Origin of the sequence: Brevundimonas sp. (assembly GCF_032107865.1) — a bacterium.
Lineage (GTDB): Bacteria > Pseudomonadota > Alphaproteobacteria > Caulobacterales > Caulobacteraceae > Brevundimonas.
The window spans coordinates 1-19,846 of record NZ_DAMCNG010000030.1; the positions used below are offsets into that span (position 1 = coordinate 1).

Below are 19,846 nucleotides of genomic sequence, written 5' to 3' on the forward strand. Positions count from 1 at the left end.
CGCCGGCCTGCGCCGCAAAGGCCGCGCCCCCGGTCGCCGGCAAGGCGAAGCCGCCCGCAGCACGTGCAGCGGGTCGCGTGGTCGGCGTCGAAGCGGCGCCCAAGGGTCCGGTGACCTTCATGCAAGACGTCTCCTTCTACGTTTCCCACCATGCCCTCAGGGGCTGAAGTCTTGGTTAACGGCCCGGCAAAACCTGCCGCCAGGCGTCGGACCCAAAATCGATCAATGTTGAATTCACTGACGTTTTCTTCCGGCACGATCCTCGCATGGTTAATCGCGAACGCTCACGCAGGGACGTCTGTCGTATGCAGAAGTTGCTTACCGCCCTTATCGGCCCGGCCATCGCGGCCCTGGTTCTCGCCGCCCAGCCGGGCGTGGCCGAGGCCCAGTCGCGCATCAAGGACATCGTCTCCATCGAAGGCGTCCGCTCGAACCAACTGGTCGGATACGGCCTTGTGGTCGGCCTGAACGGCACCGGCGACAGCGTCCGCAACTCGCCCTTCACCCGCCAATCTTTGGAAGGGATGATGGAGCGTCAGGGCGTCAACATCCGCGGTGCCAACCTGAACACTAAGAATGTGGCCGCCGTCATGGTCACGGCCGAACTGCCGCCCTTCGCCACGCCCGGCTCGCGGCTGGACGTCAGCGTCTCGGCCATGGGCGACGCCAAGAGCCTGCTGGGCGGCACGCTTCTGGTCACGGCCCTGCAGGGTGCTGACGGCGAAATCTACGCCGTGTCGCAAGGCTCGGTTCAGACCGGCGCCGTCTCGGCCTCAGGCGGTTCCGGCTCCTCGATTACCCGCGGCGTTCCCACGGCAGGCCGCATCGCCTCGGGCGGCGTGGTCGAGCGCGAGACTGGTTTCGACCTCGGCTCCATGCCGGTGGTGCGCCTGAACCTGCGCAATCCGGACTTCACCACGGCCCAGCGCATCGCCGCCGCCATCAACCAGACCTATCCTCAGAGCGCCTTCGCCGAAAACGGCACCGTGGTCGCCATCCGCGCGCCCCAGAACTTCGGCATGGCGGGCTTCCTCAGCCGGGTCGAGAACCTGCCCGTCCAGATCGATTCCCCGGCCAAGGTCATCATCGACGAGGTCAACGGCGTCATCGTCATGGGCGAGGCCGTTCGCATCTCGACCGTCGCCGTGGCCCAGGGCAATCTGACCGTCTCGGTTCAGGAAACGCCGCTGGTCAGCCAGCCCGAGCCGTTCAGCCGCGGCGGCCAGACCGTCGTAGTGCCCCAGTCGGACATCAGCATCTCCGAAGAAACCGGACGCCAGATGCGGATCGTCGGCGGCTCGACCTCCCTGTCCACCCTGGTCAACGGCCTGAACGCCCTCGGCGTCAGCCCGCGCGACATGATCAGCATCCTGCAGGCCATCAAGGCCGCCGGCGCCCTGCAAGCCGAAATCGAGGTGATCTGATGAGCCCCCTCGCCGTCTCTCCTGACCTATTGCGCGCCAATGCGCCCGCCAGCCCGAACCCGTCTGAGAGCCAGAAGGCCATGCGCCGCACGGCCGAAGCCTTCGAGGCCAGCTTTCTGTCGCAGATGATGAAGCCGATGTTCGAGGGCCTGAGCACCGAGGCCCCCTTCGGCGGCGGCGCCGGCGAGGCCGCCTGGCGCGGCTTCCTGGTCGACGCCATGGCCCAGCAGACGGTGAAGGCGGGCGGCGTCGGTCTGGCCGACAGCGTCCTCGCCCAGATGATCAAGATGCAGGAGCAAGGCGCATGACCGCCGATGTCGAAACCGCCGCCCTGCGCGTGCAACACCTGACACGCCTGACCCACGACCTGACCGAGCGCCTGTCGTTGGAAATGGAGGCCCTGCGCGCCCACCGCGCCCAGGATCTGAACGAAGGCATGGCTCAGACGCAGGAGATGGCCAATCTCTACCGTCGCGAATCCGCCCAGGTGAAAGCCAACCCAGCCGCCATCGCCGTCGCGCCGGAGGCCGATCGTCACGCCCTGATCAAGGCCACTGAGGCCTTTGAAGCAGTACTGGCCGAGCACGCCGTGACCGTGGAAGCGGCGCGTCAGGTCTCCGAAGGCCTGGTCCGTACCATCGCGGCCGAGGTGGCGGGCGCCCGCGCACAGGGCGTGGGCTATGGCGCTTCGGGCCAGGCCATGCAGGGCGACGGGCGGGCTGTGGCGTTGAACCGCACCGCCTGACGCCAACCGTCGCCATTCCTTAACAGCCCGCGTCCTATGGCTTCGGCATGACCCTGACCCCGCGCCTCCTGGGCCTGGCCTTCGCCGCCGCCGACGCCCTGATCGAAGTCGATCAGCATGGCGTGGTGCGCTTCGCCCTGGGTTCGGGCGCCGTTGCGGGCCAGCAGACGGCCGCCTGGGTCGGTCATCCTCTCAGCGACCGCCTGTCGATCAACAGCGCAGCCGCTCTTCAGAATCTGCTGGGAGCGCTTCGTCCCGGTCAGCGCAGCCCGGCCGCCGAGGTGCTGGTCGACTGCGGCGACGGCCGGATGCGCCGCGCCACCCTGCGCGCCTTCGCCCTGCCCGATATCGCCCCGGCGCAGTCCTGCGCCCTGTCCTATGAAGGCGAGCCCTTCGTCGTCGAGGACACGCCCCTTCCCGTCGGCTTCCCGACCAGAGACGCTGAAGGCTTCCTCAATCATGCCCGCGCCGGTCTGGCGGGCGGCGAGACCGGCGCCCTGCAGCGGTTGGCCCTCGCCTTCATCGACGTGAACGGCCTGCAAGGCGTCGACCCCGCCACGCTGGAGCGGGTTCACAGCCGTATCGGCGCGACCCTGAACGCCGCCTCACACGACGGCGCCAGCGCGGGTCAGTTGACGCCTGATCGCTATGCCCTAATCCGCAATCTGGACGATACGCGCGACCTAGCGGCGGAAATGCAGAAGGCCGGTCAGGCCGAGGGCGTGGCTTTGTCGGCTATCGCCACACAGAGCGCTTTGGGCGGTGATGCGGCCTCGGCCCTGCGCGCCATGCGATTTGCTATCGAAGGCTGCCTGAAGGACGGCGGACTGGATCAGCCGGAACTGTCCTTCGCCGATTCCCTGCAACGCACGCTGAAGGACGCTGAACGTTTCCGCAGCATTGTGCGCGACCGCGAATTCGCCCTCTACTATCAGCCTATCGTCGACCTGAAGACGCGGGCCGTGCATCATTTCGAGGCCCTGGCCCGCTTCGGCAAGGGATCCGGCCCGGCCGCCGCCATCCGCATGGCCGAGGAACTGGCCCTGATCGAAGGCTTCGACCTGGCCGTGGCCGAGAAGGCGGTGCGACGCCTGCGCGAGCCGGGCGGCGGCCTGCTGAAGATCGCCGTCAACGTCTCGGGCGCTTCTCTGGCCAATGATGCCTATGTCGCAGCCCTGCTGAAGATGACCGCCTCTGCGCCTGACGATCGCCGCCGTCTGATGGTCGAGGTGACGGAGACCGCCGCCCTGGCCGATCTGGCCGCCACCGACCGCCGTCTGGGCGCCCTGCGCAATGCAGGCATCAAGGTCTGCATCGACGACTTCGGCGCAGGCTCGGCCTCATTCGACTATCTGCGCGGCCTGTCGGTGGATGCCGTGAAGATCGACGGCGCCCTGGTGCGCGATATCGACATCGACGCCCGCACACGCACCCTGGTCGCCCATCTGGTCGAACTGTGCGGGTCGCTGGACCTGGAGACCATCGCCGAGATGATCGAGACGGATCAGGTCGCCGACGCCCTGCGCGATCTAGGCGTCACCCACGGCCAGGGCTGGCTGTTCGGACGCGCCGAGGCGGAGCCGCGCACCATCCTGGGCGGCGGTCCAGCCGTCCGCACGCGACGTCAGGGCGTGGTCGAGGACTGGAGCTGACCGTCCTTCAGGGCGATGGTCCGCTCGATGCCCGCATTCTCCAGAAAGTCGAGGTCGTGGCTGACCACGACCAGGGTGCCGTCATAACCTGACAGGGCGGCCTCCACCGCCTCGACCGCTTCGAGGTCAAGGTGGTTGGTCGGCTCGTCCAGCACCAGCAACTGCGACGGCTCCGTTCCGGTCATGACACAGGCCAGGGCCGCGCGAAGTCGCTCGCCGCCGGACAGTTCGCCCACGCGCCGATCCGCCTGCACATTGCGGAACAGAAAGCGCGCCAGCGCCGCTCTCGCCGCGTTCGGCGTCCCTTGCGGGTTCAGCCGCAGCCAGGCTTCGACCAGCGTCTCCTCCGGCTTCAGCATGGCCGCCTGCTGATCCAGCAGGGCCGCCCGAACGGGTCGTTCGACCGTTCCAGCCGACGGCTCGGTCAGACCCGCGACCAGCTTCAACAGGGTCGTCTTGCCGGCGCCGTTGGGACCGACCACGGCGACACGTTCAGGCCCCGTCAGGCGCAGCGAGACTGGCCCCAGAAGGCGATGACCGTCATCGAGGGTGACAACCGCCTCGTTCAGATTTAGAATCGTGCGCCCAGCCGGCAGCCCAGTCTGCGGCATGGCCAACGCCATCTGGCGCACGCGCTCGACCCGTTCGCGCGCCTCGGTCAGGTCCGTCTCGACCGCCTGGCGCTTGCGTTCGGCCAGACGCTGACCGCGCGCGCCGCTCTCCTCGGCCCGCTGGGCCTGGGCGTCGAGCAGTATCTTGGGATCGGAGCTGTTGGCGCGCGCTGTCTTGCCCGCCCGGTCGCGCCTCGCTTGACGCTCCTGCGCAGCCTGGTTCTCGCGCTGCACCCGGCCAACAGCGCGTTCGGCCTGGTCCAGATCGCGCTCGGCCGCGGCCCGCTCGGCGTCACGGCGCTCGACATACAGATCCCAACCGCCGCCATGAACTCGCGCGCCCAGACTGGACAGTTCCACAATGCGATCCACGCGACGCAGCAGGGCGCGGTCGTGGCTGACCAGCACCACACCGCCTGGCCAGTCGGTCACGACATCGGCGATCATGGCGCGGGCTTCGGCGTCAAGATGGTTGGTCGGCTCATCCAGCACCAACAGGTCGGGCGCCGCCAGCTTCAGCCCCGCCAGCCGCAGGCGCGTCTGTTCGCCGCCGCTGAGGTCCGCCGTGCGGCGATCCAGCGTCAGATCGGCCAGCCCGACCCCGGCCAGAGCCGCCTGCATCCGCTCTTCCAGCGTCCAGTCCGCCTCGGCCATGTCGTCCAGCGAGCCTTCGCCCGCCAGCACGCGATTCAGGATCGCCAGAGGCGCCGCGACAGCCAGCGTATCGGCGACAGTCTCGTCGTCGCCCGGCGTCTGGGCCTGCGCCAGCCAACCGACGGTTCCGACGCGTGCGATCGCGCCTTCGGCAGGTTCAGCCAGACCGGCGACAAGGCGCAGCAGCGTGGTCTTGCCCACGCCGTTGCGGCCTACGACGGCCGTGCATTCGCGCCCGAAAGCGAGCGTCAGATTGTCGAAGAGGCCTCTACCGTCAGGCGTGCGGGCCGCGACGCTGTTGAGCGTCACGAGTGCGGATGCGGACTGGTTTGGGCTTGGGTTGTGCGAGGACATAGGCGAACACGAGCAGCGGCACGGAAAGGGCGAAACCGATTTCCAGGGTGCTGATCATGATCGTCGCGCCTCCTCACTGATGCGTTGGCTGAGTGAAGGATGGGGACGGACGTTTCGTAACGCAACCCCCAATCTGCAGCCCCGATTTCGCAATGCAACGAGAACCGCCGCCTTGGACAATCGGCGTCATGGCCTTCGGCATCGTCGCCTCCTATCTTCCCTCCATGAGCACGCCCGACCGTCCCGTCGCCTTCCGCATCGATCGTCCTGCGCCGGATCGAGCGGAGGCCGCCGCTCGTCGCGAAGCCGCCGTCGCCCGCATCCGCGCCGAGACCGGCATCGACGAGACCATGATCGACGCCCTGGTCGAGGGTTTCTACGCCAAGGTGCGCGAAGACGACGTCATCGGACCGATCTTCGCCGCCCACATCGATGACTGGGGCCCGCACCTGGAGCAGATGAAGCTGTTCTGGTCATCCGTCGCCCTGTCCACCGGCGTCTATCAGGGGCGCCCCATGCCCAAGCACCTGCCCTTGCCCATCGACGCCCGCCATTTCGACCGCTGGCTGGGCCTGTTCGAAGCGACCGCCCGCGAACTATGCCCGCCCGTCGCCGCCGAACACTTCATCGTGCGAGCGCACCGCATCGCCGAAAGCCTGGAGCTGGGCGTCGCCAACGCCAACGGCGTCCTGGTCGGTCCCGGCGAGCGCTATCGCCGCCCCGAGGCGCCGTGGGCGCCGGACGCAGACTAAAAGTTCTCATATTGTTCTTGCTGTTTCCGGCGAATTGATCCCCATATAGCGTCGTCGCCCCGGACCGTTTTCGGGGTCTCCCGCGTTCCTCGGATCACATGATCGAAAAGCACAACTTCATCCGCGTTCGCGGCGCCCGCGAGCACAACCTCAAGGGCGTCGATCTCGACATTCCGCGTGAGCAGCTGGTGGTCATGACCGGCCTGTCGGGGTCGGGCAAATCCTCGCTGGCGTTCGACACCATCTATGCCGAGGGCCAGCGCCGCTATGTCGAGAGCCTGTCGGCCTATGCGCGCCAGTTCCTGGAACTGATGGGCAAGCCGGACGTGGATCTGATCGAGGGCCTGTCGCCCGCCATCTCCATCGAACAGAAGACCACGTCGAAGAACCCGCGCTCGACCGTCGGCACCGTTACGGAAATCCACGACTACATGCGTCTGCTGTGGGCGCGCGTTGGCGTGCCCTATTCGCCCGCCACCGGCCTGCCGATCGAGAGCCAGACCATCAGCCAGATGGTCGACAAGCTGACCGCCCTGCCTGACGGCGAACGCATCCTGCTGCTGGCGCCGGTCGTTCGCGGCCGCAAGGGCGAGTACAAGAAGGAAATGGCCGAGTGGCAGCGTCAGGGCTTCCAGCGGCTGAAGATCGACGGCGAATTCTACGCCATCGAGGACGCCCCGGCTCTCGACAAGAAGTTCAAGCACGACATCGACATTGTCGTTGATCGCATTGTAACCAAAGAAGGTCTTGAGCCGCGTTACGCTGACAGCATCCAGACCGCGCTGGGCCTAGCCGATGGCATCGCCACCGCAGAATGGGCCTCTCCCGCGTCTGGCGCGCCCGAAGGGGAAGAGCCCCGCCGCATCGTCTTCTCCGAAAAATTCGCCTGCCCCGTCTCGGGTTTCACCATCAGCGAGATCGAGCCACGGCTGTTCTCGTTCAACAACCCCTTCGGCGCCTGCCCGGCCTGCGACGGCCTGGGGGTCAAGCTGGCCTTCGACGCCGATCTGGTGATCCCGGACCGCGACAAGACCTTGCACAAGGGCGCGGTGGCGCCGTGGGCGCGCGGCCCGTCGCCGCTCTATACCCAGACGCTGCAATCGCTGGCCCAGCACTACGGCTTCTCGATGGACAAGGCGTGGCGCGACCTGCCGGAGAAGGCGCAGAGCGTCATCCTGCGCGGCTCGGGCGGCGACAAGATCAAGTTCGTCTATGACGACAACGCCCGCAAATATGAGGTCTCCAAGCCGTTCGAGGGCGTGCTGCCGAACCTGGAGCGCCGCTGGCGCGAGACCGACAGCGCCTGGGTGCGCGAGGAACTGGGCCGCTATCAATCGGAGACCCCGTGCGAAGTCTGCGGCGGCAAGCGGCTGAAACCCGAGGCTCTGGCGGTGAAGGTCGGGGGCGTGGACATCGCCGACATCTCCAACCTGTCAATCTCCAAGGCCTTCCTGTGGTTCTCCACCCTGGAAGACGATCTGACCGAAAAGCAGGTCGAGATCGCCCGGCGCATCCTGAAGGAGATCACCGACCGACTGCGCTTCCTGAACAATGTCGGGCTGGACTATCTGAACCTGTCGCGTTCGTCGGGCACCCTGTCGGGCGGCGAGAGCCAGCGCATTCGTCTGGCGTCGCAGATCGGCTCGGGCCTGACCGGCGTCCTTTATGTGCTGGACGAGCCGTCCATCGGCCTGCACCAGCGCGACAACACCCGCCTATTGGACAGCCTGAAGGGCCTGCGCGATCTCGGCAACTCGGTGCTGGTGGTCGAACACGATGAAGAGGCCATCCTGACGGCCGACTACGTCATCGACATGGGCCCGGCCGCCGGCATCCACGGCGGTCAGGTCTGCGCCGAGGGCACGCCCGCCGAGGTCATGGCCAACCCCAACTCCCTGACCGGCCAGTATCTGACCGGCGCGCGCGAGATCGAACTGCCGCCCGAGGGCCGCCGCCCGATCAATCGCAAGCGGATGCTGAAGGTCTCTGGCGCCACGGGCAACAACCTGAAGAACGTCACGGGCGAGATCCCGGTCGGCGTCTTCACCTGCATCACCGGCGTGTCGGGCGGCGGCAAGTCGACCTTCACCATCGAGACGCTCTACAAGGCCGCCGCGCGGCGGCTGAACAATGCGTCCGACGCCCCCGCCCCGTTCGACCGGATCGAAGGTCTGGAGCATTTCGACAAGGTCATCGACATCGACCAGTCGCCGATCGGCCGCACTCCGCGCTCAAACCCGGCGACCTATACCGGCGCCTTCGGCCCGATCCGCGACTGGTATGCGAGCCTGCCCGAGGCCAAGGCGCGCGGTTACGGCCCCGGCCGCTTCAGCTTCAACGTCAAGGGCGGCCGCTGCGAGGCCTGCCAGGGCGACGGCGTCATCAAGATCGAGATGCACTTCCTGCCCGACGTCTACGTCACCTGCGACGTCTGCAAGGGCAAGCGCTACAACCGCGAGACGTTGGAAATCGTCTTCAAGGGCAAGAGCATATCCGACGTTCTGGACATGACGGTTGAAGAGGCGGCGCGCTTCTTCACCGCTGTGCCGTCGATCCGAGACAAAATGCTGACGCTGGAGCGCGTGGGTCTGGGTTACGTCAAGGTCGGCCAGCCCGCCACCACCCTGTCCGGCGGCGAGGCGCAGCGGGTCAAGCTGTCGAAAGAGCTATCGAAACGCGCCACCGGCAAGACGCTCTACATTCTGGACGAGCCGACGACCGGCCTGCACTTCGAGGACACGCGCAAGCTGCTGGAGGTGCTGCAGGAACTGGTCGAGAACGGCAACACCATCGTGGTGATCGAGCACAACCTCGACGTCATCAAGGTGGCCGACCACCTGCTGGACTTTGGTCCTGAAGGCGGCGACGGCGGAGGCGAGATCGTCGCCGTTGGCACGCCGGAACAGGTCGCCGAGAATCCCGCCAGCTGGACCGGCCGCTACCTCAAGGAGGTGCTGGACCGGCACGAGGAACGTCGCAAGGGCCGCGTCGCCGCCCTGACCGCCGCCCCCGCGCCCGCCAAGCGCGCCAAGGCCCGCAAGAGCGCCTGAGCCACTTCCAATCCGCTCACCCCGGCGGACGCCGGGGCCCAGTGAAAGCGCCAGTCGGCAATCTGTAAGTCAGGCGTCGCGTCCTGAAGCCAAAGCACTGGATCCCAGCGTTCGCCGGGATGAGCGGGATGTAGTGGTCAGACTCAACAGAAACGCCGCGCCCCGGTCGGAGCGCGGCGTTTTCATTTCCAGCGGCGGGCTGCGGGTCAGACGCGCGACACGCCCTTGATGCCCAGATAGGCCGCAGAGAAGGGCGCATAGATGATGGCCGCCTGCGCCGCCGACAGCAGGGCATTGACCACGCCCCACACCAGCAGGGCCGGCCAGAACTTCACGAGAAGCGTGGCGATATTGGTCGTCTCGGCGCCCGCCAGGCTCTCCAGACCGCCGAAAACCAGGTTCAGCGGCGCGATGACGATGGAGCCCAGCAGCCCCACCAGCATGGACATGACGCCCGCCAACACGGCCATGCCCAGCAGCGGCCAGAAACGCCCCTTGGTCATGGCCCAGCTTTCCTTGATGGCGATCTTCTGCTCCGCAAAGGTCATCGGCGCGACCAGGCTGAGACGCACGGCCAGCCAGACAGCGACCGCAGCAACCACAAGCCCCACAAGAACCGCCGGCAGGATCAGGAAGGGCGCGCCCATGCTCGCCGCCAGACCCACGAAGAGGCTCACCAGCACCGTCCCGCCCATCACGACGCCGAACATCAGCAGCGCCACAAGCAGCGTGGCCCCTAGGATGCGCAGTTCATCGCGGCTGAGGCGCAGATAGCCAAACCGCTTTTCCTCCGGCCGGATGACGGAACGCGCCACCGCCGCCGTCAGCACGGCGCTGAACAGCAGCGACAACGGCATGGCCAGGCCCATCATGGCGCCATAGGCCTGACCCAGGCTGGTCAGGTCGCTCATGGACGGTTCGGCGCTCTGCTCAATCTGCTCGGCCAGGTTGATGATGTTGATCAGGCTGCCGCCCGCCACGGCGAAGAAGACCGCGAAGAAGACGACATAGGCTACGGCCCAGGCCAGCAGGGCCATTGGCGCGCGGCGGGCCAGACGGAAGCCCTCAAAGGCGGATTCGGTGGCGTTGAAACTCATGCTGGCTCCTCGATTCTCGCTCAGCTTAACGCAGCCGCGCCGGTTTCGTCCTGTTTCTGCGTCTCCAGCATCTGCCGACAGGCCGACACGCCGGGGGCGATCCAGATCGCAACGACGATTCCGTAGTAGACCGCCATCACTGCAAAGGCCGCAGCGCCCACGGCGGCGACCACGCCGAGGTTGAGGCTAGGAACCCCGCCCTGCGCGCTCTCGGCCCATGCCGCCAACTGTGGGAAGAAGGGAATGGTGACGCCCAGCGCAATCAGTCCGGCCACAACCAGAACCAGCACATGGACGACGAGCGTGACGGCGAAGGTCGCCGCAAACAGGCCTAACAGAACGCCGACGCGCCCCTTCGTCATTTTCCAGCCCGACACGAAGGCGAAGTCCTGCGACGCAATGCTCAGCGGCATGATCATGGACGTCCGAAGCGCCGCCCAGACGATGCCTACGATGCCCGCCAGTCCGACCACCACGCCCATGATCACGGCCGCCGTTTCAGACACCATCCAGAAGGCCGCCCCGAAGGCGAAGGCCAACAGAACAACGACCAGCATCACGCCATAGCAACCCGCCATGACAGCCAGGCCGGCCACAGCCACCCTAGCCTCATCCATGCCCACGCGAAGATCGAAGAAGCGGCCCGGCGCGCGCTCGGGCCACAGCACGGCGCGACTGATGGCGGCGATGATCAGCACGTATCCGATCAGTTGCACCACATTGATCAGCATGGACCAGGCCTGCATTCGCATCATGGCGGCGAGCGCCTGCGGGCTGGGGTCCGCATTCTCGGCCATCGCATCAAGACCAATAGTCATGAACAGGTCGATCATGACGATGGCGGACAGCAACAGAGGCAGGGCCAGGATGACGCCCCAGGCCAATACGCTGCCCGGCCGACGCCGGATCAGACGGAAACCATCCGTCAGCGCTTCATCGATCTGGAATCCATGGGTCATGAACAGCCTCCACCGTTTCCTATACGGGGGAAGACACCGCTGCGACACCCCGCGCCGCTTCAGCTTCCACAGCCTGCATGACAGGACAGCGACGGACGGCTATTAGGCCGCCATGTCGAATGCGCCCTCCACTCCCCGCCCCGTCCCCGCTGCTGTGCACGTCATCGGCGGAGGTCTCGCCGGATCCGAAGCCGCCTGGCAGATCGCCCAGGCGGGCGTGCCCGTGATCCTGCACGAAATGCGCCGGGACGGGCCGGAGCAGGTCCGCACCGACGCCCACCACACTACGGGCCTGGCCGAGCTGGTCTGCTCCAACTCCTTCCGGTCGGACGATTGGGAGTACAACGCCGTCGGCCTGCTGCACGCCGAGATGCGGGCGCTGGACAGCCTGATCATGGCGTCCGGCGACGCCAATCAGGTGCCGGCGGGCGGCGCCCTGGCGGTCGACCGCATCGGCTTTTCGGATGCTGTCACGGCCAAGCTGGAAGCTCACCCCCTCGTGACCATCGTCCGCGAGGAGATCGCGGGCATTCCGCCGGAAGACTGGGACAACGTCATCGTCGCCACTGGCCCGCTGACCTCGCCCGCCCTGGCCGACGCCATCCTGAAGGCGACGGGTGAAGAAAGCCTCAGCTTCTTCGACGCCATCGCGCCGATCCTGCACGCCGACAGCATCGACTTCGACGTCGCCTGGCGCCAGTCGCGCTATGACAAGGAAGGCCCCGGCGGCGACGCGGCGGCCTATGTCAACTGCCCAATGGACAAGGCCCAGTACGAAGCCTTCATCGACGCCCTGCTGGGCGGTCCCAAGGCCGAGTTCAAGGAGTGGGAGAACGTCCCCTATTTCGACGGCTGCCTGCCGATCGAGGTCATGGCCGAGCGCGGCCGCGAAACCCTGCGTCACGGCCCGATGAAGCCGGTTGGTCTGACCAATAAGCACAACCCGACGGTCAAGCCCTACGCCATCGTCCAACTGCGTCAGGACAATGCATTGGGCACCCTGTTCAACATGGTCGGCTTCCAGACCAAGCTGAAATACGGCGCCCAGACCGACGTGTTCCGCATGATCCCTGGTCTGGAGAACGCCCAGTTCGCCCGTCTGGGCGGCCTGCACCGCAACACCTTCCTGAACAGCCCGCGCCTGCTGGACAAGCAGATGCGGCTGAAGGCCATTCCGCGCCTGCGCTTCGCCGGCCAGGTGACGGGGGTTGAGGGCTATGTCGAGAGCGCGGCCATGGGCCTGCTGACCGGCCGTCTGGCCGCCGCTCAGGCGCTGGGTCGCGACCTGACGCCCCCGCCGCCGGAAACCGCCATGGGCGCCCTGGTCGAACACATCACCGGCGGGCATCTGGAAGGTTCGAAGTTCCAGCCGATGAACATCAACTACGGCCTGCTGCCGCCGCTGGAGGCGCCCAAGGTCGATGAGGACGGCAAGCGCATCCATCCCAAGGAACGCGGCCGCGCCAAGAAGCGCTTGCAGAGCATCCGCGCCATGGACGCCCTGAAGGCCTGGCGCGACGCTGCGGCCTAACGCAACTTCGCGCCGCCGGGCTTGAAGGCCAGGGTCATCGCGGCCATGGCGACAAGGCCCAGTCCCATCAGCATCCAGGCCTGGCTCAGGTCCGACAGGCGGTCGCGCAGCAGCCCGGCTGCCAGCGGCGACAGGCTGGCGATGATGTAGCCGCCGCCTTGAACGAAGGCGAGCAGATCGCCTGAACGTACCGGATCGTCGATCTGGTCCATGGCCAGGATCAGGGTCAGCGGAAACACCGCGCCGATCCCCAGGCCCAGCAGCAGCATGACCGGAACCGCCAGACTGACCGGCGTCAGAACCAGTCCCGCCAGACCGATCAACGCCAGGGCCACCGCCGCCAGCATCGGCCAGCGCCGGTCGGGAAAACGCGCGATGAACAGGGACACCAGCACGCCCGCCGCGACCTCGGCCCCGGTCATGCCGCTGAGCAGAAAACCCGCTGTCGCGCGCGCCTGTCCCATGTCGACGTAATAGGGCGGCAACCAAGCCAGCACGAGCGTATAGGCCGAGGTGCCCAGACCCAGGATCGGGACCAGCGCCCACGCCCTGGGCTGTTTCCAGAACGGAACCTCGGGGTGGGTTCCTTCGGCCACGACAGCGCGGTTCGACTCTTCAGTTGCTGGCTCGCGGGAAGCGATGATCCAGACGACCGCCGCCAGGAAGGCCGGGACCGCCCATAGCGCCAGCGCCCCGGCCCAGCCAACCACTTCCGCCAGGCCTGCCGCCGTCGCCGCCGCCACGGCCGCCCCGCCCATGATGCCGGTCGTATAAACGCCCATGATCGTGCCGAAACGTGTCGGGAAGGCCCGCTTGATGACGACGGGCGCCAGAGCCTGGATCAAGGCCACGCCGACGCCGACCACGACGGCGCTGGCGATCAGACCCTCCGTGCCGTCGAAAACCGCCCGCGCCAGACAGGCCAGACCGATGAGCGCCGCACCCAGCAGGATGCCCTTGCGCTCCCCCAAGCGCCGTCTCAACGGCCGGATCGACAGGGCGCCGACGCCGATCATCGCCACCGGCAGGGTGGTCAGCAGGCTGGCCGTGGTCGAATCCATGCCGGTCGCCACTTCGATCAGGTCCAGCAGCGGCCCCACCGCCGCCATCGCAGGACGCAGGTTCAGCGCCAAGGCGAAGATGGCCGCGATCAGCAGCAGACCCGCGCCGCGCGACGACGACGAGGCGTTCGACTGATCCATCCGAGGTGACTCCGGCTACGAAAGGCGGTAGTGTCTTGCTATCAAGTATCTTGATGTCAAGACAATGACCGATCGCGCTGCCCGCGCCGCCGCCCAGTGGGCGGTCGCGCGTCCCGACCTAGACCTGCTGGCCATGGAGACGCTGGGCCGTCTGCATGAGGCCTCCATTCTGGTGACGCGCGAGCGGCAGGCGCCGCTCTACGCTCGCCATGGCTTGCAGCACGGCGAGTTCGACGTCCTGGCCACCCTGCGACGCGCGGCCTCGCCTGACGGCCTGACGCCGACGGCCCTCTATGAGGCGACGATGATGTCGTCCGGCGGCATGACGGCGCGGCTGGACCGATTGCAGAAGTCCGGCCTGATCGAGCGCACGCCACACCCCAGCGACCGCCGCGCTTCATTGGTCAGGTTGACGCCCAAGGGCTTCGACCTGATCGACGGCCTGATGCCGCTGCATATGGTCGAAAGCCAGGCCATGCTGGCCGGTCTGTCGCGCGACGAGCAGGCCACGCTGGGCGCCCTGCTCGCTCGGCTGATCGGCGCATTGGAGCGCTAGGCGCGCTTCATCCGGCGGTTCCAGGGCATGACCGCCAGCAGGCGCGCCATGCCGCAAAAGCCGGTCGCCCCCGCCACGAACAGGCCCGCCCCGACAAAGGCGCTGATGCCCCAAAACCCAGGGTGGACCATGACGCCGAGCGCCCCGCCCAGCAGGATCAGCCCGCCCGCCGCCATCTGCACCTGACGCATCAGTTCCAGTGGTTGCTTGCGGTCGGCGACGATCGGCAGGCCGGCCTTCTTCCACGCATCCAGACCGCCCGCCAGGACATGCGCCGGGCCGTCGATGCGGGCGGCCAGCCGGTCGCAGTTCCCGGCCGTGCGGTTGCCGCTGCGGCACATGAAGATCACGCCCTTGCCAAGCTTGAGTCCCAGATCAGCGGCCTCGAAGGCGGATAAAGGCGCCGTCACGGCGCCGGCGATGTGTTCGCGCGCATGCTCGTCCGGCTCGCGCACATCGATCAGAACAGCCTGACCGGCCTTCAGGCGGGCGGCGACATCGGCAGGCGGCAGGGAGATCAGCATATTCATCGAACTTTCCTTCAGACGGGCGACGCTCAGCGCGCCTCGGGCGGACAGAAGATCTCGGCCAACACCTCGATCACCTTCAGGGCGGCGGGGTCGGCGATGCGGTAAAAGACAGCGGTGCCGCTCTTGCGCGCACTAACCAGACCGTCTTCGCGCAGGCGCGCCAGATGCTGGGACAGGGCCGATTGCGACAGGCCGACCTGAAGATCGGACACCTGGCGCTCGCCCTCGCCGATCTGACACAGGATCATCAGGCGGTGTTCATTGGACAGAGCTTTCAGCAGCCGCGACGCATCGCCCGCGCTGGCCTGAAAACGCTCCAATCCCATACGTTCGAGATCAACCATAGCGCTTATATATGCCATGATACTAAATTAGCAATGACTAATGTATTAGATTTTAACGAAAGAGATCAGACCCGTCCGCGCAGCACGGCCCAGAACAGGCGCAGCCGCTTGAAAGGCTCTGGCTCGTCAGCGCGGGTCAGCGCTGCAATCGCCACAGCCGGGAATGCCGCGGCCGGCAAGGCCTTGAGCGCGCGGTTGGCCTCAGCCCGCGCAACCTGCGCCTCATCCGTTCGTCCGGTCTGGGCCAGGCCTCGCAGGCGTCCGGCGACAGCTGCGGACGCCTCATGCCCCTCGCCGGCCAGAACCCGCACAGCCGCCTGCATCGGGCCGACGTAGAAAGCGTCCAGGTCATGCGGTTCGCCATGGACGCGGCCGATATGCGCCTCGATCAAGGCATCGAACGGTGCCCGCTCCAGGCCATGCCGCGTCACCGCGGTCGTCAGGGCCTCCAGCACGGGATGGCCGACGCGCGGCGTGTCTGTGAAGACGCCTTCCATCTGCTCGCCCCACCAGGCGTAGCGCATCTCGGCCAGCAGCGGCTGGGTCACGCGCGTCGGAATGGCCATCAACTCCGCCTCGAAGGCGTAGAGGGCGATCAGATCAGCCCGCGTCTGTTCGTCCGCCACGAAGCGGCTGGCCAGCCAGCGGTCGAGGTCGGCGGCGCGAACCTGGGCATCAAGATCAACAGTCATGGCGACAGGCCCTTCGACCATTGCGACAGATGCATCAAGCCCATGAAAGCAAACGGCCCGCCTTCCGTTCGGAAAGCGGGCCGTGATCTCAAGCCTGGCGAGCGTCCTTACGGACGACTGGCCATGCCAAACTTGACCGGGGTCGTGTCGGTCTTGTTGCCGCCGCTGCGGTCCACGCCCCACAGCAGGATGATCGGCGCGCCCACATAGATGGACGAGAAGGTGCCGATCACGACGCCGAAGGCCAGGGTGATCGAGAAGCCGCGCAGAGCCTCGCCGCCGAAGATCGCCAGCACGATCAGCACGATCACGGTCGTCAGACCGGTAATGATGGTCCGCGACAGGGTCTCGTTGATCGACAGGTCGATCACCTCGCGCAGAGGCATGACCTTGTACTTGCGCAGGTTCTCACGAAGGCGGTCGAACACGACGACGGTGTCGTTCATCGAATAGCCGATGACCGTCAGCAGGGCCGCGACCAGGTTCAGGCTGAACTCCATCCGCAGGGCGACGATCAGACCGAACGTCAGCGCCACGTCGTGCAACAAGCCCGCCACGGCGCCGATGCCGAACTGCCAGGGGAAGCGGAAGGCGATGTAGAGGAACATCAGCACCACAGCCACCAGCAGGGCCATCACGCCGTTGGTCAGCAGTTCGCCCGAAACCTTCGAGCCCACGACGCTGACGCCCGAATAGGCCACATCGCCGACGGCTGCGCTGATCGCGCCTTCAACCTTCTGGACGACGGCCGTCTGGTCTTCGTTGTCCGGCACCTGGAAGCGGACGATAGCGGTCGAGCCGTCATCCAGGTTGGTGTCGCGTCGCGCGATGCCCTGCACCTGGACATCGCCCAGATCCAGGCCGCTGACGGCGCCGCGCAACTTGTCCAGCTCCAGCGTCTGACCGGCTGGCTTGGCGACTTCCATCGAGGCGCCGCCCCGGAAGTCGATGCCCAGGTTCAGGCCCGGATAGAAGCAGCCGATGATCGCCGCCACCGTCAGGATCGCCGACAGCACGGCGAATCCCTTGGCGTATTTGACGAACTGGAAGTTCGTCTTGTGCGGCAGCAGTTTGATAAGAGGCCAACCGTTCATCGACATCACTCCGCGATCGGCAGTTTCTTCGGCTTGGCGAACTTGAGCCAGTAGCCGAGCAGGACTTGGGCCGTCAGCACCGAAGAGAAGACGGAGGTGAAGACGCCGATGGTCAAGGTCCAGGCGAAGCCGCGCACGGGGCCGGCGCCGAACATGAACATGATGAGCGCCGCCACCAGAGTGGTCAGGTTGGCGTCGATGATGGTGCCCATGGCGCGGTTGAAGCCCGCATCCATCGACGCCACCACGGAACGTCCCTGACGCGCCTCGTCGCGCATCCGCTCATAGATCAGCACGTTGGCGTCAACGGCCACGGCGAAGGTCAGGATCAGACCGGCGATGCCCGGCAGCGTCAGCGTGGCCTGGGTCAGCGACATGGCCGCGACGATCAGGATGCCGTTCAGGACCAGGCCGATCACCGAAATGCCGCCGAACAGGAAGCCGTAGGCCAGGATCATGAAGACCACGATGACCGCGAAGCCCAGGGCGGTCGACAAGGCGCCCGCGGCCACGGCGTCGGCGCCGAGTTCGGCGGTGACGACGCGGCGTTCCTCGACCTTCAACGGAGCCGGAAGAGCGCCGCCGTTCAGCAGGTTCACCAGTTCAGACGCCGAAGCGATGGTGAAGCTGCCGGTGATCTGACCACGGCCGCCGGTAATCGGCGACTGAATGGTCGGCGCCGAAATGACCTTGCCGTCCAGGATGATGGCGAAGGGCTTGCCGATGTTCTGGGCGGTCGCCTCGCCAAAGCGACGCGAACCCTGGCTGTCGAACTGGAAGTCGATGGCCGGACGGTTGTTCTGATCGGCGCCGACGCTGGCGCGGGTCAGGTTCTCACCCGAGACCAGGATACGGCGCTTGACCAGGAAGGGGGTGCCCAGATCATCGACCAACAGTTCGGCGTCCGGCGGCACGCGACCGGCCAGGGCGTCGTTCAGGCCCGTCGGCGAGGTGTCGACCATCTGGAAGGTCAGCTGAGCCGTACGGCCCACCAGGCGCTCCAGCTCCGCCGGATCGCTCTGACCCGGCGCCTGGATGACGATGCGGTCCGCGCCCTGACGGGTGATGGCGATTTCCTTGGTGCCCGAGCTGTCCAGACGGCGGCGCACGACTTCGATCGACTGATCGACGGCGGTCGCGCCCATGCTGGCCAGGGCGACGTCGGTGAAGGCGTAACGGATACGGCCGCCGCCCAGCTTGGTCGCCACGCGGTCCGGCTGGCCCGTCGGGCCAACGCCCTGCTGGGCCATGGTGCGCAGGGTGTTGAAGGCCGTGTCATAGGCCGCGCCCTCAGCGACGGTCACGACGACGCCGCCCGCCTCGCGCTGCATGCCCATGATGTTGACCTGGTCTTCCCGCAGGGAAACCCGAACGTCTTCCATCAGGTTGGAAATGCGCTTGGTGCGCATCTCGGGCACATCGACCTCGAGCAGGAGGTAGGAGCCTCCCTGAAGGTCCAGGCCCAGGTTCAGGCCGTTGCTCGGCAGCCAGCTCGGCAGAGCCTCGCGCTGCGCCGGCGACAGCACGCTCGGATAGGCCAGGAACAACCCGAGGACGAGCGACAGCGCGACCAGGGTGATCTTCCAGCGTGAAAGCTGAATCATGTCTCGGTTCTCTTCAGGGCCGGCGCGCGCCGCGCCGAGGCGAGGCTATCAGCCCTTGTCGTTAGCCGCGATGGCGGTGCGGTTGCGGACTTCGGCGATCATCGCCTTGACCACGCGGACGTTCACGCCCTGCGAGATCTCGACCATGGCCTCGGCGTCCTCGACGCGGGTCACCTTGCCGACCATGCCGTTCGACAGGACGACTTCGTCGCCGCGCTTGACGCCGGAGATCAGGGCCTGGTGCGCCTTCATCCGCTTTTGCTGCGGACGGATCATCAGGAAGTAGAACAGGATGAAGATCGCGACGATCGGCGCGATCTGGATGACAAGGGCCATCAGGCCGCCATCTTGGGTTGCAGTCATTGGAAACTCCCCGACGCGGGCCGCGCCTTCATCGGGGGCCCATCAAAAACAAGGCGCGGAACCTAGGGCGCGCCGGGCCGATTTGCAACGCGACGCAGTGACAAGGTTGTCCGGACGCTGCCGTCCGGACACCACTTTTCATCCGATCAACGCGGAAGGACCGTCAACGGGTCCAGAGCGACAGGATCATCGCCACGCATCTGCCGCACTTCGTAGTGGATCGACGGGCGTCCATCGCCCGCCGTCAAGCCAACCGTGCCGATGGCTTGACCGGCGCGAACCTGCGCCCCGTCGCGCACCGTGGCCGAACCCAGATGACCGTAGACCGTGCGCCATCCGTCACGGTGAACGACCAGAACCGTCAGCCCCTGCCCCACGATGTCGTCGCCGACATAGGCCACCGTGCCGTCGGCCGAGGCCTTCACCTCGGTTCCGGCCGAAGCGCCGATATTGATGCCGTTGTTGCGCTCGCCCATGCCCACCGGACCGAAGCGACGCAGAATCTCGCCGCGCACCGGCCATTGCAGGGCCAGCGGCTGTCCCACCGCCGTCGAAGGAGAGCGGGTCGGCGCGGAAGCAGAGGCGGGAGGAGCCGCAGCGGGCGTGCGCGCCGGGGGCGGCAGGGGCGCATT

At 66.7% G+C, this 19,846-nt stretch carries 20 protein-coding genes; 8 read left to right on the top strand and 12 right to left on the bottom strand.

Annotated features, from left to right (window positions below; translation table 11 throughout):
- The first annotated feature begins 305 nt into the window (after positions 1–305).
- From RT567_RS04690 to RT567_RS04705, 4 genes are read left to right on the top strand one after another with little or no spacing between them, the layout of a single operon-like run.
- A complete protein-coding gene (locus RT567_RS04690) occupies positions 306–1,424 on the top strand; it encodes a flagellar basal body P-ring protein FlgI (RefSeq protein WP_046654078.1) in 1,119 nt (372 codons plus the stop codon).
- Positions 1,424–1,732 carry a rod-binding protein gene (locus RT567_RS04695; protein ID WP_313574677.1) on the top strand — a complete coding sequence of 103 codons (309 nt, stop codon included), beginning with the start codon at positions 1,424–1,426 and terminating at the stop codon, positions 1,730–1,732. Before RT567_RS04690 ends, RT567_RS04695 begins: the two co-directional genes overlap by 1 nt.
- On the top strand, positions 1,729–2,169 hold the full coding sequence (locus tag RT567_RS04700) for a flagellar basal-body protein FlbY (protein ID WP_313574679.1): 441 nt from the start codon (positions 1,729–1,731) through the stop codon (positions 2,167–2,169). Before RT567_RS04695 ends, RT567_RS04700 begins: the two co-directional genes overlap by 4 nt.
- Positions 2,170–2,216: 47 nt before the next feature.
- Positions 2,217–3,821, top strand: coding sequence for an EAL domain-containing protein (locus tag RT567_RS04705; protein ID WP_313574680.1), 1,605 nt, complete (start codon positions 2,217–2,219; stop codon positions 3,819–3,821).
- Here RT567_RS04705 and RT567_RS04710 read toward each other — a convergent pair.
- Positions 3,794–5,395, bottom strand: coding sequence for an ABC-F family ATP-binding cassette domain-containing protein (locus RT567_RS04710; RefSeq protein WP_313574682.1), 1,602 nt, complete (start codon positions 5,393–5,395; stop codon positions 3,794–3,796). The two genes, RT567_RS04705 and RT567_RS04710, sit on opposite strands and share 28 nt — an antisense overlap.
- Positions 5,361–5,498, bottom strand: coding sequence for a hypothetical protein (locus RT567_RS04715; protein ID WP_253109112.1), 138 nt, complete (start codon positions 5,496–5,498; stop codon positions 5,361–5,363). Before RT567_RS04715 ends, RT567_RS04710 begins: the two co-directional genes overlap by 35 nt.
- A 94-nt stretch (positions 5,499–5,592) precedes the next feature.
- On the opposite strand from RT567_RS04715, the gene RT567_RS04720 reads away from it, so the two are divergent.
- Together RT567_RS04720 and uvrA are read left to right on the top strand one after the other, a co-directional pair.
- Entirely contained in the window at positions 5,593–6,192 is a 600-nt protein-coding gene (locus tag RT567_RS04720) for a group III truncated hemoglobin (RefSeq protein WP_313574684.1), read from the top strand.
- A gap of 98 nt (positions 6,193–6,290) precedes the next feature.
- A complete protein-coding gene (gene uvrA, locus RT567_RS04725) occupies positions 6,291–9,242 on the top strand; it encodes an excinuclease ABC subunit UvrA (protein ID WP_313574686.1) in 2,952 nt (983 codons plus the stop codon).
- Positions 9,243–9,448: 206 nt separating this feature from the next.
- Here uvrA and RT567_RS04730 read toward each other — a convergent pair whose 3' ends face one another.
- Together RT567_RS04730 and RT567_RS04735 are read right to left on the bottom strand one after the other, a co-directional pair.
- Positions 9,449–10,339, bottom strand: coding sequence for a hypothetical protein (locus RT567_RS04730; protein ID WP_313574688.1), 891 nt, complete (start codon positions 10,337–10,339; stop codon positions 9,449–9,451).
- A 20-nt stretch (positions 10,340–10,359) separates the two neighbouring features.
- On the bottom strand, positions 10,360–11,298 hold the full coding sequence (locus RT567_RS04735) for a hypothetical protein (RefSeq protein ID WP_313574690.1): 939 nt from the start codon (positions 11,296–11,298) through the stop codon (positions 10,360–10,362).
- Between the two features lie 112 nt (positions 11,299–11,410).
- On the opposite strand from RT567_RS04735, the gene trmFO reads away from it, so the two are divergent.
- A complete protein-coding gene (gene trmFO / locus RT567_RS04740) occupies positions 11,411–12,829 on the top strand; it encodes a methylenetetrahydrofolate--tRNA-(uracil(54)-C(5))-methyltransferase (FADH(2)-oxidizing) TrmFO (RefSeq protein WP_313574692.1) in 1,419 nt (472 codons plus the stop codon).
- On the opposite strand, the gene RT567_RS04745 is transcribed toward trmFO, so the two are convergent.
- Positions 12,826–14,031: an MFS transporter gene (locus tag RT567_RS04745; RefSeq protein ID WP_313574694.1), complete on the bottom strand. Its 1,206-nt coding sequence runs from the start codon at positions 14,029–14,031 to the stop codon at positions 12,826–12,828. The genes trmFO and RT567_RS04745 overlap by 4 nt on opposite strands.
- A gap of 64 nt (positions 14,032–14,095) precedes the next feature.
- Here RT567_RS04745 and RT567_RS04750 point away from each other — a divergent pair, with 64 nt between their 5' ends.
- Positions 14,096–14,587 carry a MarR family transcriptional regulator gene (locus tag RT567_RS04750; protein ID WP_313574696.1) on the top strand — a complete coding sequence of 164 codons (492 nt, stop codon included), beginning with the start codon at positions 14,096–14,098 and terminating at the stop codon, positions 14,585–14,587.
- Here RT567_RS04750 and RT567_RS04755 read toward each other — a convergent pair.
- The 7 genes from RT567_RS04755 to RT567_RS04785 all read right to left on the bottom strand — a co-directional run.
- The gene (locus RT567_RS04755; RefSeq protein WP_313574698.1) at positions 14,584–15,117 is read right to left on the bottom strand and encodes a rhodanese family protein; all 534 of its coding nucleotides are present in this window, start codon (positions 15,115–15,117) and stop codon (positions 14,584–14,586) included. The genes RT567_RS04750 and RT567_RS04755 overlap by 4 nt on opposite strands.
- Before the next feature lie 26 nt (positions 15,118–15,143).
- Positions 15,144–15,461, bottom strand: a complete 318-nt coding sequence (locus tag RT567_RS04760) for a metalloregulator ArsR/SmtB family transcription factor (RefSeq protein WP_313574699.1) — start codon at positions 15,459–15,461, stop codon at positions 15,144–15,146.
- Positions 15,462–15,526: 65 nt separating this feature from the next.
- Entirely contained in the window at positions 15,527–16,153 is a 627-nt protein-coding gene (locus RT567_RS04765; RefSeq protein ID WP_313574701.1) for a squalene/phytoene synthase family protein, read from the bottom strand.
- A gap of 107 nt (positions 16,154–16,260) precedes the next feature.
- A complete protein-coding gene (gene secF, locus RT567_RS04770) occupies positions 16,261–17,253 on the bottom strand; it encodes a protein translocase subunit SecF (protein ID WP_313574703.1) in 993 nt (330 codons plus the stop codon).
- Positions 17,253–18,851 (bottom strand): protein translocase subunit SecD, encoded by a 1,599-nt coding sequence (gene secD / locus RT567_RS04775; RefSeq protein ID WP_313574705.1) that lies wholly within the window; start codon positions 18,849–18,851, stop codon positions 17,253–17,255. The genes secF and secD overlap by 1 nt, the downstream gene beginning before the upstream one ends.
- Positions 18,852–18,899: 48 nt before the next feature.
- Positions 18,900–19,214 carry a preprotein translocase subunit YajC gene (gene yajC / locus RT567_RS04780; RefSeq protein WP_313574707.1) on the bottom strand — a complete coding sequence of 105 codons (315 nt, stop codon included), beginning with the start codon at positions 19,212–19,214 and terminating at the stop codon, positions 18,900–18,902.
- Between the two features lie 146 nt (positions 19,215–19,360).
- Positions 19,361–19,846, bottom strand: a 486-nt coding sequence (locus tag RT567_RS04785) for a peptidoglycan DD-metalloendopeptidase family protein (protein ID WP_313574709.1), incomplete at its 5' end; no start/stop codon positions are given.